A 15,373-nucleotide genomic window follows, 5' to 3' on the forward strand; every position below is an offset into this window, starting at 1 on the left:
TATCTGGCGTTCATTAAGCGCGAGTTTTGTGACACATCAATGACGATTTAGTGGACAGCATATGACAAAAATGTAGCAACTTAAGAGAAATCCCTCGGTAATTATCCTGAATGATCTGTAGCCTGTTATGTGGCATTTAAGTCTATGATTGCAGAGCCTACGTCAAAAAAAGGAAGATGAAATGGATAATCAGTCACTCATCACCACGTTGAAAGAAATCGCCGGAAGCCGCCATGTCCTGACCGGCGACAGCAATACCGAGCGCTACCGCAAGGGGTTTCGCTCCGGCGGCGGCAAGGCGCTGGCGGTGGTATTCCCGCAGACATTGCTTCAACAATGGCAACTGCTTAAAGCCTGCATCGCGGCCGACAAAATTGTCATCATGCAGGCCGCCAATACGGGGCTGACCGAAGGTTCGACGCCGAGCGGCGACGATTATGACCGCGACATCGTCATTTTCAGCACCCTGAAACTCGATCAGATCCAGCTGCTCGACGGCGGCCATCAGGTGATCGGTTTCCCCGGCAGCACGTTGTATAAACTCGAAAAAATTCTCAAGCCGTATAACCGCGAACCGCATTCGGTCATCGGTTCATCCTGCATTGGTGCCTCCGTCGTCGGCGGGATATGCAACAACTCCGGCGGTTCACTGGTGAAACGTGGTCCGGCTTATACGGAAATGGCGTTGTATGCGCAGATTGATGCGCAGGGAGAACTCCGGCTGATAAACCATCTGGGGATCAATCTGGGTGAGACGCCGGAAGAGATTCTGACACGGCTGGAAAAAGGCGATTATCTCGAAGCTGATATTCTGCACGATCAGCGGCTGGCTTCGGACCATGATTACGCGGCGCGTGTCCGCGAAGTGGATGCCGATACGCCATCACGCTTTAACGCCGATGAGCGCCGTTTGTTTGAAGCCTCGGGCTGTGCCGGGAAGCTGGCGGTTTTCGCCGTCCGTCTCGATACTTTCCCGGCAGAAACCCAGCAGCAGGTTTTCTATATCGGCACTAATGACACAGCGGTTCTCACTGAGTTACGTCGTCAGATCCTGAGAGATTTTGCGAATCTTCCGGTGGCTGGCGAATACATGCACCGGGATATTTTCGATATCACCGAAGTGTACGGTAAAGATACGTTCCTGATGATCGACAAGCTCGGCACAGACAAAATGCCGGATATGTTTACCGCCAAAGGGAAGTTTGACGCACACGCCAGCAAGGTGCCTTTCCTGCCGAAACATTTCAGCGACCGTGTAATGCAGTGCCTGAGTAAAGCGCTGCCGAATCATTTACCGCCCCGCATGAAGCAATATCGTGACCGGTTTGAGCATCACTTATTGCTGAAAATGTCCGGCCCCGGAATTGATGAAGCCAGAACGTTTCTGACCCGTTTCTTCAGCGAAAATCAGGGTGATTTCTTTATCTGTTCCGCCGACGAAGGCAAAAAGGCGTTTCTGCACCGCTTCGCTGCGGCGGGTGCCGCCGTTCGTTATCACGCTGTGCATGAGAAAGAAGTGGAAGACATTCTGGCGCTGGATATCGCACTGCGCCGCAACGATCGCGACTGGTTTGAAACGTTGCCGGAGGATATTGATAATCAGCTGGTGGCAAAACTCTATTACGGCCATTTTATGTGCCACGTTTTCCATCAGGATTACATTGTCAAAAAAGGGGCGAACAGTAAGGCGCTGAAACACCGCATGCTCGAGTTGCTGGATGCCAAAGGTGCCGAATATCCGGCGGAACACAATGTCGGACATCTGTATATTGCAAAACCGCATCTGAAGGAATTTTACCGGCAGGCCGACCCGACCAACAGTTTTAACCCGGGGATCGGCAAAACCAGTAAGCTGAAAAACTGGCAGGAATAACGCGGTGAAGTGCTTCTTACCAACCCTCCCCTTTTCAGGGGAGGGATACTACGTCACTCCGACCTCATCTCATTGGTTAGAACAATTTCGTTCCATAACCCCACATCAGCACGGTCAGTGCGAGTAACAACTCAAGAACCAGAACCCCCATCGCCAGCGTCGAACTGGAGAACAGGAACCCCTCGCGGTGGTCAATGTTGAGGAAGTTTGGAATACCGAGGTACAGCAGATATCCGCTGTAGCAAAGGCCAATCAGCCCGACAAACAGGCATAACCAGACCATCGGATAAAGCGCAACGATCCCGCTGAGGAACATCGGCGTGGCAACGTAACCGGCAAACACAATACAACTGTTGAGTGTCGGGCGGCTGTCATAACGACGCGCCATCCAGTAGATAATTCGCCCCATCAAAGCAACAGCGGCGAGCATCAGAACATAGAAGATTACAGCGATGTAGGACGCGGTGAACATGGAAACCATCAGCTTCTGGCCGTCACCGAAGTTCCAGCCCAGCTGCGTTGTCCCGATAAAGGAACAGACAACCGGAATCAGCGCCATCAGAAAAACATGGTGGGAATAAACATGTGAAACGGTTTCCCGTTCACGCTGGATTTGCTGCAATTCGGGACCTGGATGAGATAACAGTCCCCAGACATGATTACCCATGAAACACCCCCTTGTGCGCCGAAAGCCGCCAGCGGCGTACGATGATAAACCTTCGGGAATGCCCGTTTGATAAAGGTCACAAGGGCAACAAGAAGGTGGCAGCCTGTTTATATTATAGCCGTTATTAAGCGGTTTGCTGGCGGCACAACCCCCCTGTCGCAGAGGATGTTGATGCCGGAGAAAGGAATTTCCCTGAAGGTCAGTGGATATAGCAGGCAGCGGTAAGCACCACACCAGCCAGTGCTACCATCATGCCCATGATCCAATGGGTCTGTTTTGTAATATAGATGTGGAAAATATCCTTGGTCACGTAATTCGACTGAATAACCGCCAGCTGCGACTCAACGGAATCAAATCGGGCATCCATTTTATCGAAACGCAGATCCATTTTGACAAAGCGCTGGTCGACTTTCTCAAAGCGTTCATCTGCCAGGTCAAATTTCTTATCAATGAGAACAAAATGATCGTCAATTCGCACCAGATGCTCGTCGATCCTGACCAGATGTTTATCGATGCGAACAATACTTTCCTCCGTTTTCCCCACGCGAACACCGATATCTGTCACAGCATCGGTGAGCGTGACCATCTGGTGTTCGAGTTTTCCCACACGGAGATTGGTGTCCGTAACGACCTCTGTAAGCTGAACAACTTGCTGTTCAACCTTTCCCACCCGCAAATTGAGGCCTGCGATTTCCTCACCGGTTTTGATTCCCTGCTTTTCGATACTGTTGATCTGGCTTTGCAGTAACGCTTCCATAATCCATTCTCCCTTAAAGTCTTCCGGCATCGTCAGGGCACCGGGAAGATAGAGCATCGGGTTGGCTGGCCAGCAATCTGGCATCCTGAGCAGAAACATGATGTGTTGTCCCTCGCTTGAGCTAATCCTTGTTCAGGCATCCTTAATCTGCGGGCAGTCTGCACTGTATAAATAAACACCTCAAATCAATTTTTTTCTCGTTCAGGGCGTGATTATTTATGAATCTATGCCTTAGGGAATTGCATTGATAAAATGAATAAATACCAAATAAAAGAGCCGCTTACGCGGCTCCGTTACAGGGACTCCTGATAATACGCTCAGGTTTTTTTTACGGTGCAGGGTTATGCAATGCCGCCGCGCCGTCCTGCGTTTTTCTGGCCTTCGCAACATCGTCTTTACTGACCGCTGGCGCCTGATTTCCCCACGCGTTGCGGATGTAAGTCGTGACATCGGCCATTTGCTGATCCGTCATTTTCCAGCCAAACTCCGGCATATCCGCGCTGGTCGGATTGCTGAGCGTCGCGGCACCCTGCGCACCGTTCATCAGCACATGCAGAATATTCGTCGGCTGGCTGGCCTGAACGCCGTTGTTGCCTTTCAGCGCGGGCACCATATTGCGCACACCTTCACCGGAATTCTGATGGCAGGCCGCACAGTTATCGGCATACAGCGCTTTGCCATTTGCCATGGCTGAATTTGCTGCCAGCGGCGCAGACACCTCTTTGCTGCCCGGTAAGCTTTTCAGGTAAACCGCAATGGCATGAAGATCGGAGTCCGACAGGTGTTGCAGCGAATTTGTCACCGCTTCCGCCATCGGGCCGGAGGCCACGGTACGGGCGTTCGCGCCAGTTTTCAGGTACTGAACAATTTCATCGTTGCTCCAGTCGCCAAGCCCCTGACGGACATTCCCGGTGATTTCCGGCGCAAACCAGCCCTGAAGTTCTCCGCCCTGCAAATGCACCCCAAAGTTATCGCCCCCCAGCGGATTTTTCGCCGTATGACACGATGTGCAGTGCCCCAGCCCTTCCACCAGATACGCGCCGCGGTTCCATTCTGCTGACTGTGCCGGGTCGGCCTTAAACGGGGCGGTATCCAGGAACAACAGGTTCCAGCCAAACATCATCAGGCGGATGTTATACGGGAACGGCAGATCGGTTTTCGGGCCATCGTAATGCACGGCTGGCACGGTATTGAGGTACGCTTTGATGTCTTTCAGATCCTGATCGCTGACCTTGGCATAGACGTTATATGGCATCGCCGGATAGAGGTTTTCCCCGTTGATCCCTTTGCCGTTACGCACCGCATTAATGAACTGCTGATCGGTCCAGCCGCCGATACCGGTTTCTTTATCAGGCGTGATATTGGTGGCGTAAATCGTGCCAAACGGCGTGTTCAGACCATAGCCTCCGGCAAACGGCTTGCCACCGCCCGGCGCGGTATGACAGGCCACACAATCCCCCGCCAGCGCCAGATATTTACCGCGTTCGATGGCCGTTTTACCGGTCATCGCCGCCGCTGCGGGTGCCTGAAATTCGCCGGACTGGCTGGCGTTGTACCCCATTTTCACACCGACAAACCCCAGCCCGCCGATGACGACCACACCGGCAATCACTGCTAACGTTTTTTTCATTCTCATGCTTAAACCCTCACCAGCGGACCAGGGGATTTCAGATATTGGGTTTTAATCGCTTCTGCCGCCCATAAAGTCAGCGCGCCCACCGTGCCGGTGGGGTTATAACCGCCGTTATTGGCAAACGCCGATGCGCCACACACAAAGACGTTATGTACATCCCAGCTTTGCAGATAGCGGTTCACCGCACTGGTTTTCGGGTTGTCGCCCATGCAGGCGCCGCCCGTGGTGTGGGAAGAAAGGTTATCCATTGGCGAGAACGGTTTAGCCGTCGGTTCCTGACGCACAACGGTTTTTGCCCCCATCGCATGCGCGATTTCAACCGAGCGGTCAGCCATGAATTTCGCTGAACGTTTGTCGTTTTCGATCCAGTCGAACGTCACGCGCAGCAGCGGCTGACCGTGGCGGTCTTTGTATTCCGGATCAAGATCGAGGAACACGTCGCGGTGCGGATAGCTGTTGCCCATACAATAAATATTGTTGTAGTTCTGGTAGCTGTGTTTGACGGCTTTTTTCCAGTCTGCGCCCCAGCGCGGTGTGCCCGGCGGTACGTTGTTGGAATAGCCGATCGGGCGTCCGTTAGTGGAATGCACCAGCGCAACGCCGCCGCCGATAAAGTCATGGCCGGTGTGATCGAAGTTATCGCCGTTGAAATCATCAATGGCCTGTGAAAGCGCCCCTGCGCCGATGAACGGATTCATCATTTCGTCTTCGAAGAAGAAACCTGCGCCGGAAATAGTCTGGTACGCATAGTTACGCCCGACCACGCCTTCACCGGTTTTATGGTCGTAAGGCTGGCCGATGCCGGAAAGGAGCATCAGGCGGACGTTATCCATCTGGTAGGCAGAAATCACCACGATATCCGCCGGTTGCTCCCACACCACGCCGTCGCTGCCAATGAAGGTCACGCCGGTGGCAGTTTTGCCGTCCGGTGCTTTGTTGACGCGCAAGACTTCGGATTCGGTGATCACCGTAAAATTAGGGCGCTGCATTACCGCAGGCAAGATGCAGGCATTCGGGCTACTCTTCGACCAGTTGCCGCAGCCGAAGAATTCGCAGTAACCACAGTATGTGCACGGCGCCATGTTGACGCCCAGCGGGTTGGTGTACGCACCGGACGTGTTGCCCGCAGGCACCGCAAACGGGTGATAGCCCATCTCGCGCGTGGCTTTGTCGAAAATCATCGACAGCTGGGTGCGCTTAAGCGGCGGCAGCGGATAATCCCGGCTGCGCGGGCCTTCGAAGACGTTGCCGCCTTCAATTTTTTCGCCTTTGATGTTACCGGCTTTCCCGGATGTCCCGGCGTAACGTTCAAATTTATCGTAGAACGGTTCGACGTCGTCAAATGTCACGCCCCAATCCTGAACCTGCATTCCTTCCAGGAATTTGTTTTTACCGTAGCGTTCAACCGTCTGGCTGTAGCTCTGGAAATCATACGGCAGGAAGCGCCAGGTCATGCCGTTCCAGTGCGTGCCCGCCCCGCCGACGTTCATCCCGAACTGGTAAGTATTAAACTCACGCAGCGGCAGCGCCTGCTGGATCGGGTTATTACGGAAGGTCAGGGTTTCTACCGCCGTGGGCTGCATAATCGCGCGACGGCTGACGAAGCGCAGTTCGTCGGTATCAATGGTGGTCGGGAAATCATTGCTGGTATCGCGCCATGAACCACGTTCAATGGCGACCACATTCAGGCCAGCCAGCGTCAGTTCATTGGCCATCAGCGAACCCGCCCAGCCGAGGCCGACAATCACTGCGTCGACCTTCTCTCTTTTATTGCTCATACGACATGTACTCCTGAAAATATCTCAATAATCAAAGCCCGTGCGTTGCCGGTTTTTATGATTTTTCGTATTGGGTCAGCATGCTGACGGGCTCGATATGCAGATCTTCACCACGGCGGTCGATGACATCGCGGAAGTCATACCGCGCGCCCGGGAAGCCAATCATTTTCCAGCCGGCCATGTCTTTATTGCCGCCATAAAGCGGGTCGGAGAAGAAGCCTTCGCGCATGTTCTGCACCAGCATATTGAAGAACAGCTGGCCGTTGACGCCGGTCAGCGGGATCTCGCCGGATTCCACGCGGCGCAGTAAATCGTCCTGTTGCTCGCCGGTCAGTTCGGTAAAGTTTTTACCCGCATTACGCGCTTTCGCCACGCTGTTCAGCGCGGCCAGCCCCAGCCTGTAGCGTTCGGCAGGGGTATCTTTGTATTGTGGCCCGGCCTGCGGTAAACCGTCCTGGATCACCGGCCCGAGGCGGTAAGTCGTGACCGCGTTGCCATAATCGCCGCTCAGCTGACGGTCAAGAAATACCGCACAGCCCGCCTCTTTCCCGCCGATGCTCAGCTCATCAGCCGGAATAATCCGGTCAGCCAGCGTTTCAATCAGGCTGACTTCATCAGCGGTGAAGAACGTCCATTCCCCGGCAACCACCGGTTTTGGCGGACGAACCGAATGGATAATCCACGGCATGCCGCCGGAGAAAATTTTGGCTTTAACCTTTAAGGCGGTACTGAATAACAGCACCGCCATCGAGGTCAGAAAGTGTCTGCGTTTCACGATAATTCTCCTGTTTACGCACATTGAAAGGGGACTTACCCACATCAGATATGGGTTTATATTTGTGACGGAGATTATACGAAGATGTTAGATGAAAGTAAGATATTTCGAACCAAAAGGTACATATTTTATATATTTAAAATCAATGAGTTAATTATTCTGCATTGAGTTAGTACACTAATTAACAAATTTTTACAGGCAAAAAAGCCTCCACGGGAAGATAGAAACTCGTTAACGTAGAGTCATCACACTTTCCGGAGACGTCCATGCGCATCACTTGTTTACACACGGCAGACAGCAACATCGCGGTTTTTGAAAATGCAATTCAGGAGCTGGGACTGAATAACCATACATTCCGCCATATTTCCCGCCCGGATTTACTGGCGGCGGCAGAAGACGCTGGCGGGCTGACGCCGGAAATTCTTGAAGAAACCGCACAGGTATTGCTCGCGCTGAGTCAGGACAGCGATCGCGTTTTACTCACCTGCTCAACGCTGGGCGCAGCCGCTGCGGCCGCCGCTGAAAGTACGCAGGTGCCGGTTTTGCGCGTTGATCAGGCGCTGGCCGAAGCCGCGATGAAAACCGCCGGAAAAGTGGTGGTGTTATGTGCGGTGGAAACCACGCTCGGCCCGACCAGGAAGCTGTTTGAGCAGACAGAAAAACACCCCGGCGCCGCGCTGGAAATGCGTCTGGTAGCCGGAGCCTGGGACAAGTTTAAGCAGGGAGATCTGGCGGGATATTTGCAGACTGTCGCCGCAGCGGCCGACGCAGCCTATTTAGCTGGCGCAGCCGCAGTGGTGCTGGCTCAGGCATCGATGACCGGCGCGGCGCAGTTCACGCAAAGGGGCAAACCGCTCACCAGCCCGGAATGCGGCCTGAGAGCGGTCGTCGCGGTTTAAGACTGGCGGAAAAGCGCAAATGGCAGGATTGGCTATACTGAAAGTGGAATAATCATTGGCTTAGCCAACTTAGCTGATGACGACAAAAGGGTGTGATAAGGAGAAAACATGAAAATTATTCTGTGGATCATCGCCATCATCTTTATCGTTGGCTTACTGACCCTGACAGGGGTGTTTAAACTGATTTTCTAAAAATCGTCAGTCTGCGTATAAAACAAAAGTCCGGCACCTGCGCCGGACTTTTTAGTTTGAACAATCTTAATACCCTAAATAATTCGTGTCGCAGGAAGGCGGCAAGTAAAGGTTACCCGGATCACGGCCAATACACCTGCGGCATGAGGGTTAACGGGTATTTAATCGTCAGCTTCTTCTATCGATGGCTGAGATTTCTGCTGCTCTTTCTGCTTACGGTAGTTCTTGGCAATCTGCGGAACAGGCACGGTTTTTCCGGTTTCCATCCAGGTTCGCAGACGGTTCGCATCCGCAAAGGCGGTAAATTTCCCGAACGCGTCCATCACCACCAGCGTGACCGGTTTGCCGTTGATGGTAGTGCGCATCGCCAGACAATGACCGGCAACGTCGGTATAACCGGTTTTGGTCAGCTGAATGCTCCACGACGGATTCATGATCAGATGGTTGGTATTGCGGAACGGCAGTGCGTAGGCCGGATGGCTGAACACCGCAGTTTTCTCAGCCGTGGTACTGAGCTGGCCGATCAGCGGATAGCGCTGCGAAGCCAGCAGCAATCGCGTTAAATCGCGCGCCGTGGAAACGTTTCGCGGCGAAAGCCCGGTCGGCTCCACGTAATGGGTATGGGTCATGCCGAGGGATTTCGCTTTGGCATTCATCGCATTGATAAACGCCGAATACCCCCCCGGATAATGCGCCGCCAGGCTGGCCGCCGCACGGTTTTCGGAAGACATCAGCGCCAGCTGAATCATCTGGCGGCGGGTAATTTCACTGTTGAGTTTTACGCGGGAAAACACACCACGCATTTCAGGCGTATTGCTGATATCAACGTTGATCACTTCATCCAGCGGCAGATTCGCATCCAGCGTCACCATCGCGGTCATCAGTTTGGTCAGGGAGGCAATCGGCCTCACTTCATCCGGATTTCGGGAATAAATCACTTCGTGGCTTTTAAGATCCACCACCATGGCGCTGCCTGAAGCAATTTGAACAATGGGAGCGACGGCCTGCTCATGTTTTGCAGCGAAGGCGGCAGGTGCAGACAACATGCCTGTATTTAAGGCTAATAAGCTCAGAACCAGAAGACGAATTTTCACATGCATTGCTCTGTATTTAAGAAAGTTGTCATGAAGTTATGTCGGAACAGCGGCGGGAATTATAAGTGACAGGAATAGTCTTAGCACTCGCAATTTTCAAATCTATTTGTCACAAAGTCTGTCACAACCACCCGCAGACCGTGCAATGGCGAGTTAGTGAACACTTGCGTAAGATTGAAGGGAGTTCAGACGACAACGGGCAGGGTTTTAGCTCCCTGCCCGTTTTTATTATTGATTATCCGGCAATTACTGATGGTCGATTAAATAACCGATTTCCTGCCCGTAGGAAAGTTCGAGCGTATTTCCATCCGGATCATCGAGAAAAGCCCAATAGCCGACAGGCGCGCCGGAATCTGTCGGTTCCTGACGCAAAACGCCCGCATCACGCGCTTCGGCAAGTTTGTTGTCCATCGCTTCTTTCGAGGCACAGGCAATACCGAGATGCCCGAACGGGCCGAGTTGAGTGTCGGTAGAATGCGGGTCTTCTGCCAGGACCAGGGCAAAGTGGCGGGTCATGTCGCTGAGCCAGGCAACAGGCCGGACGGGGGTGCCTTTTTCGCCGCGCCGGTGGATGACTTTCATTCCGGCAAATTGCTGATAGAAAGCGATACTGGCGTCGAGATCTTTAACGGCAAAAGCTATGTGACTCAGGCCGATGTCTTTATTGTCCATGATACTCCTCCATTTTTAAGCGTTGCCGCGTGGAGAAGTCATGGAATTCAGTCACCGGTTAATGCGTCCGGCAATTTCCTTCGACGTCTTCAGCACGCGCACTTCAGTAAATAACTCTGTCGCCTCTTCGTACTCTTTACGCAAATAACTCAGCCACTGTTTGATACGCGCTACGTGATACAAACCGGTATCACCCTGCTTTTCCAGACGGGTATATTTCTGCAACAGCGTCATCACGTCCGACCACGGCATACGCGGTTCGTTGTACTTCACCACGCGGCTGAGATTGGGAATATTCAGCGCGCCGCGCCCGATCATGACGGCGTCACAGCCGGTGGTTTGCATACAGGCCTGAGCGCTGGCGTAATCCCAGATTTCACCGTTGGCAATCACAGGAATACTCAGCCGCTGACGGATTTCGCCAATCGCCTGCCAGTTAATCCGCTCAGGTTTGTAACCGTCTTCTTTGGTGCGTCCGTGTACGGTGAGCTCTGTCGCGCCCGCCTGTTGTACGGCGTCAGCGATTTCAAAACTGTGCTCCAGAGAATCCCAGCCCAGACGTACTTTTACCGTCACTGGCAAATGCGCTGGCACCGCAGCCCGCATGGCTTTAGCGCCCTGATAAATCAGCTCCGGGTCTTTGAGTAACGTGGCGCCCCCGCCGCTGCCGTTAACCATTTTCGACGGGCAGCCGCAGTTGAGATCCACGCCGTAAGAGCCCAGCTCAGTGGCTCGGGCGGCGTTTTCAGCCAGCCATTCGGGATACTGACCGAGAAGCTGCACACGAACCCGCGTGCCGGAAGGCGTGCGGCTGTCGTGTTCTAATTCCGGACACAGGCGATGGAAGACTTTGACGGGAAGCAGCTGATCTACCACACGCACAAACTCAGTGATGCACAAATCGTAGTCGTTCACTTCGGTGAGAAGTTCACGAACCAGGGGATCAAGCACACCTTCCATCGGAGCCAGTAATACGCGCATCGCAGTTCAACCTTTAAAAATGACGCGCAAGATTACCGCATGGCCCGCCGCCGGGCAATTACCCCTGTGACAAATCGCGGCTCAGGTGTTCCGGCGCACTGCCACTGGCCTGCCGGGCTTTCACCGAACGCCAGGCAATCCACACCGCCAGAAACGCCGGAACAGCAAACAGCAGGAACATCCAGAAAGCGGCATTGGCAGCGCCCGCATCGCCCTGATTCACGCCGGAGAAATTAGCCACCGTTCCGGCCAGCGCGGCACCCAGCGCAGAGGCGAAAGACTGCACGACGGTGATCGACGCACCGGCTTTTTCGCGATCTTCCTCCGGTGCCTGTTGCAGGACGCGGGTCAGCAGGTGTGGCCAGCCCAGCCCGATGCCAAAACCGGCCAGCGTCAGCCCGAGCACTACCCCGCTGATATTCAGCCACGGCATTCCGAAAGCCACCGGCACGGTGAACAGCAATAGCAGCAAGCCGGCTGCCAGAATCAGCGGGCCGGAAACAATGGCGTTGTCGGCACGACGCCCCGTCCAGCCCGAGCTGGCGACTTCACTTAACGTCCAGCCCGCGGCGGCGGCGGCAGTAATATATCCGGCAGCCAGCGGTGTCTGGCCGTGCAAATGTTGCAGCAGATATGGCACAAACAGCTCGCAGCCCAGGCCGATAATCAGCAACGACATCACCAGATACAGGCCATAAAGCGGCGATGAACGGCGCAGCGCGTTACGCGGCAACAGCCTGACATTGGCGGTAAACTCCCGGTGGCGCAGGATAAGGATCATCACCACCGCAATCACAAAACCGAGCAGATTAATCAGCCCGTGCGAAGACAGGCTGCCCGCCGAAACCACCAGCACCGCGCCGGTCAGCAGCGCCAGTTGCATCAGCGGCAACGGTTCTTCCGGTTGTTTCTCCCGCTGAGATTTAGGCAGGATCCGCCAGACCCACAAGCCAAATAATGACGTGACCGGCAGAAGCAGACCAAATGCCCAGCGCCACGCGTGCAGCTCTGCAAAAATGCCGCCGACCGCCGGGCCGACCAGCGTCGCAATCCCCCACATCGCGGAGATCAGCGCCATCGCGCGGGGCCAGAGAGATTCTTTAAACAGAAGATTAATCATCGCGTAAGAAAGCGCGAACAGGAAACCGCCACCCAGCCCCTGCAAGGCGCGCCCGACAAGCAGCACCGGCATACTCGGCGCAACGGTACAAAGCGCAGCACCGGCGATGAAAATACCGGTCGCCATAAGATAACTGCCGCGCGGTCCGGCGGTTCGCATCAGTCGGGCAGAAAGCGCCGAGCCGAGAATCGAGCAGACGACGTAAAGCGTGGTGTTCCACGCGTACCACGCCAGCCCGCCGATATCCTGCACTACGGATGGCAAAATCGTAATCACGATGTAGCTGTTGGTGGCGTATAGCGCGACGCCGGCGCTCAGGGTGATGGCGCTTCCCCGGTTTTCCGCACTGAATAAATCCTTCCAGCCGCTCTGACTTTCCGACATTTCTCTTCGTCCCTTTGGTTTATGTTTTCCGCACATTGAAGCGCGTTGTGATTATGGTATGATTAAAACAAGAATTTACTTGGAATATGTTTTACCTAATCTAGAACCCGGCGAGGCGATATGTCAAGCAACGACTTGGAAAATAAAAATGACGTCCGGCAAAGCGTCGCTGAGCGCTTAATGACGCTGCTGAAAACCCGCGGGGAAATGCAGGCCAGCGATGCGGGTCATCTGCTGGGCACAACCGGCGAAGCGGCGCGGCAGCAATTTGTAAAGCTGGCTAAAGACGGTCTGGCTGAAGCGAAAGCCGTGTCACAGGGTGTCGGGCGGCCGGCACAATACTGGCAACTCACCGCCAAAGGGCATGCGCACTTCCCCGACGCGCACGCTGATCTGACCGTACAACTTCTTCAGCTTATCCGCACGTCGCTGGGCGAATCCGCGCTGGATCAGCTGATTACATCGCGTGAAAGCCAGACGCTGGATAATTACCGGCAAGCGATGAAAGGCGCGAATTCGCTGGAAGAAAGGCTGCAACGGCTGACGGCAATCCGCACCCGCGAAGGGTATATGGCGGACTGGACATTGCAGAAAGACGGCAGTTATCTGTTTGTCGAAAACCACTGCCCGATTTGCGCCGCCGCAACGACCTGTCAGGGTTTTTGCCGCGCCGAGCGGGATGTCTTCCGTGATGTGCTGGAGGCGAACGTTGAACGCACCGAGCATATTTTACAGGGCGCGCGCCGCTGCGCGTATGTGATCCGTTAGCCGGATTTCAGGCGAAAAAAAACCGCCGGTTAAGGCGGTTTGATTGCAGAGCAGTGATGACAATTACTTATTGCCGCTGCCTGCATTTCCGGTACGGCGCTGGCCTGCATGCGCAGGACGCGAACGTGCCGGACGGTTTTCAGCTGAACCACGGTTATCTGAACCACGGTTTTCAGAGGTACCGCTGCGCTGACCGTTTCCGCCCTGACGCGGAGCACCGGAACGTGGAGCACCAGAGCGCGGTGCGCCCGGACGCTGGCCCTGACGAGGCGCGCCACGACCGCCGCCGCCATTACCCTGACGACCATTGATGATCGGCTCAGCTTTGATGCTCGGGTCTGGCTCGTAACCTTCCAGCGCGATACGCGGGATTTCACGTTTCAGCAGACGCTCGATGTCACGCAGCAGTTTGTGTTCATCCACACACACCAGAGAAATCGCTTCACCGGTGGCTTCAGCACGACCGGTACGGCCAATACGGTGAACGTAATCTTCCGGTACGTTTGGCAGTTCATAGTTCACAACGTGTGGCAGCTGATCGATATCCAGACCGCGCGCGGCGATGTCGGTGGCGACCAGAACACGGATTGAACCGGCTTTGAAATCGGCCAGCGCACGGGTACGCGCGCCCTGACTTTTGTTGCCGTGAATTGCTGCGGCAGTGATGCCGTCTTTATTCAGCTGTTCAGCAAGATGGTTCGCGCCGTGTTTGGTACGGTTGAACACCAGCACCTGTTTCCAGTCGCCTTCACCGATCATCTGAGACAGCAATTCTCTTTTACGTTTCTTATCAACAAAGTGGACGCTTTGTTCAATTTGCGCAGAAGCGGTGTTGCGACGGGCCACTTCAACAGAAGCAGGGTTGGTCAGCAACTTGCTCGCCAGACCTTTGATCTCATCAGAGAACGTCGCGGAGAACAGCAGGTTCTGACGCTTGGCAGGCAGTTTCGCCAGCACGCGACGGATATCATGGATGAAGCCCATATCCAGCATGCGGTCAGCTTCATCAAGCACCAGGATTTCAACCTGAGATAAATCCACAGCACGCTGATGTTCCAGATCCAGCAAACGACCCGGCGTTGCGATCAGCACATCCACACCCCCGCGCAGTTTCATCATCTGCGGGTTGATGCTTACACCACCAAATACCACCAGCGAACGCAGGGTCAGGTATTTGCTGTAAGCCTGGACGTTTTCACCAATCTGCGCCGCCAGCTCACGGGTTGGGGTCAGGATCAGCGCACGAACCGGGCGACGTCCTTTGAATTGCGCGTTGGTATGGCTGAGCATGTTGAGCAGCGGCAGTGTAAAACCAGCGGTTTTACCGGTACCGGTCTGCGCACTCGCCATCAGGTCACGACCTTCAAGCACGACAGGAATAGCCTGACGCTGAATAGGCGTAGGTTCGCGATAGCCCTGTTCTTCAACAGCACGCAAAATTTCGGCACTTAAGCCGAGGGAATCAAATGACATATAAGGAAAAGCTCCAGTCCACTCTAACCCGAACGGGGTTCGGTGCAGTTTCAAGAGTGGATGATCAGACGAGGCAAATGAGGCATTACCACGAGGATTCGGCACAAACTGCAGTGCGCCAGTTGGGTGGATACTAGCACAAAACGCCGCCATGCGTGAAGTTATCTCCTTTTTGCCTGTAACTGACGGTTACAACGGCAGGATCGGGTCACAGTTTCAGGCCGCATAATCTGCCGCGATAATCCGAAACTTTGATACAGGATAATCAATTATAAAGCTGATGAATGGGTTCCCACTTTTTGCGTCC

Annotated in this window: 13 protein-coding genes; 3 read left to right on the top strand and 10 right to left on the bottom strand. The window is 54.3% G+C overall.

The genetic code is table 11. From position 1 onward, the window contains the following. The first annotated feature begins 181 nt into the window (after positions 1 to 181). Positions 182 to 1,873: a D-lactate dehydrogenase gene (dld, locus tag M2403_RS03135; protein WP_152325504.1), complete on the top strand. Its 1,692-nt coding sequence runs from the start codon at positions 182 to 184 to the stop codon at positions 1,871 to 1,873. A gap of 76 nt (positions 1,874 to 1,949) precedes the next feature. Here dld and M2403_RS03140 read toward each other — a convergent pair whose 3' ends face one another. The 5 genes from M2403_RS03140 to M2403_RS03160 form a co-directional block, all read right to left on the bottom strand. Further along, positions 1,950 to 2,540, bottom strand: a complete 591-nt coding sequence (locus M2403_RS03140; RefSeq protein WP_152325503.1) for a Yip1 family protein — start codon at positions 2,538 to 2,540, stop codon at positions 1,950 to 1,952. 199 nt (positions 2,541 to 2,739) lie between these two features. Next, positions 2,740 to 3,396 carry a hypothetical protein gene (locus M2403_RS03145; protein ID WP_259228550.1) on the bottom strand — a complete coding sequence of 219 codons (657 nt, stop codon included), beginning with the start codon at positions 3,394 to 3,396 and terminating at the stop codon, positions 2,740 to 2,742. 229 nt (positions 3,397 to 3,625) lie between these two features. Continuing rightward, on the bottom strand, positions 3,626 to 4,933 hold the full coding sequence (locus M2403_RS03150) for a cytochrome c (RefSeq protein WP_152325502.1): 1,308 nt from the start codon (positions 4,931 to 4,933) through the stop codon (positions 3,626 to 3,628). 2 nt (positions 4,934 to 4,935) lie between these two features. Continuing rightward, positions 4,936 to 6,708: a GMC family oxidoreductase gene (locus M2403_RS03155; protein WP_152325501.1), complete on the bottom strand. Its 1,773-nt coding sequence runs from the start codon at positions 6,706 to 6,708 to the stop codon at positions 4,936 to 4,938. A gap of 55 nt (positions 6,709 to 6,763) precedes the next feature. Then, on the bottom strand, positions 6,764 to 7,483 hold the full coding sequence (locus tag M2403_RS03160) for a gluconate 2-dehydrogenase subunit 3 family protein (RefSeq protein ID WP_152325500.1): 720 nt from the start codon (positions 7,481 to 7,483) through the stop codon (positions 6,764 to 6,766). 266 nt (positions 7,484 to 7,749) lie between these two features. Between M2403_RS03160 and M2403_RS03165 the strand changes: the two genes are divergently transcribed. Beyond that, the gene (locus M2403_RS03165; RefSeq protein WP_259228551.1) at positions 7,750 to 8,382 is read left to right on the top strand and encodes an aspartate/glutamate racemase family protein; all 633 of its coding nucleotides are present in this window, start codon (positions 7,750 to 7,752) and stop codon (positions 8,380 to 8,382) included. A 353-nt stretch (positions 8,383 to 8,735) separates the two neighbouring features. On the opposite strand, the gene pbpG is transcribed toward M2403_RS03165, so the two are convergent. The 4 genes from pbpG to M2403_RS03185 all read right to left on the bottom strand — a co-directional run bounded on the left by pbpG (position 8,736) and on the right by M2403_RS03185 (position 12,825). Continuing rightward, positions 8,736 to 9,674: a D-alanyl-D-alanine endopeptidase gene (pbpG, locus tag M2403_RS03170; protein WP_193333123.1), complete on the bottom strand. Its 939-nt coding sequence runs from the start codon at positions 9,672 to 9,674 to the stop codon at positions 8,736 to 8,738. A 240-nt stretch (positions 9,675 to 9,914) separates the two neighbouring features. Then, positions 9,915 to 10,340 (bottom strand): VOC family protein, encoded by a 426-nt coding sequence (locus tag M2403_RS03175; protein WP_152325497.1) that lies wholly within the window; start codon positions 10,338 to 10,340, stop codon positions 9,915 to 9,917. 51 nt (positions 10,341 to 10,391) lie between these two features. Further along, positions 10,392 to 11,321: a tRNA dihydrouridine(16) synthase DusC gene (gene dusC / locus M2403_RS03180; protein WP_259228552.1), complete on the bottom strand. Its 930-nt coding sequence runs from the start codon at positions 11,319 to 11,321 to the stop codon at positions 10,392 to 10,394. Between the two features lie 58 nt (positions 11,322 to 11,379). Next, positions 11,380 to 12,825 carry an MFS transporter gene (locus M2403_RS03185; protein WP_152325495.1) on the bottom strand — a complete coding sequence of 482 codons (1,446 nt, stop codon included), beginning with the start codon at positions 12,823 to 12,825 and terminating at the stop codon, positions 11,380 to 11,382. 120 nt (positions 12,826 to 12,945) lie between these two features. On the opposite strand from M2403_RS03185, the gene M2403_RS03190 reads away from it, so the two are divergent. Then, positions 12,946 to 13,593, top strand: coding sequence for a metalloregulator ArsR/SmtB family transcription factor (locus M2403_RS03190; protein ID WP_165059520.1), 648 nt, complete (start codon positions 12,946 to 12,948; stop codon positions 13,591 to 13,593). A gap of 63 nt (positions 13,594 to 13,656) precedes the next feature. On the opposite strand, the gene rhlE is transcribed toward M2403_RS03190, so the two are convergent. Continuing rightward, positions 13,657 to 15,066 (bottom strand): ATP-dependent RNA helicase RhlE, encoded by a 1,410-nt coding sequence (gene rhlE, locus M2403_RS03195; RefSeq protein ID WP_152325493.1) that lies wholly within the window; start codon positions 15,064 to 15,066, stop codon positions 13,657 to 13,659. Positions 15,067 to 15,373 lie beyond the last annotated feature (307 nt).

The organism is Rahnella sp. BIGb0603, from assembly GCF_024808755.1.
Taxonomy (GTDB): Bacteria; Pseudomonadota; Gammaproteobacteria; order Enterobacterales; family Enterobacteriaceae; genus Rahnella; species Rahnella contaminans.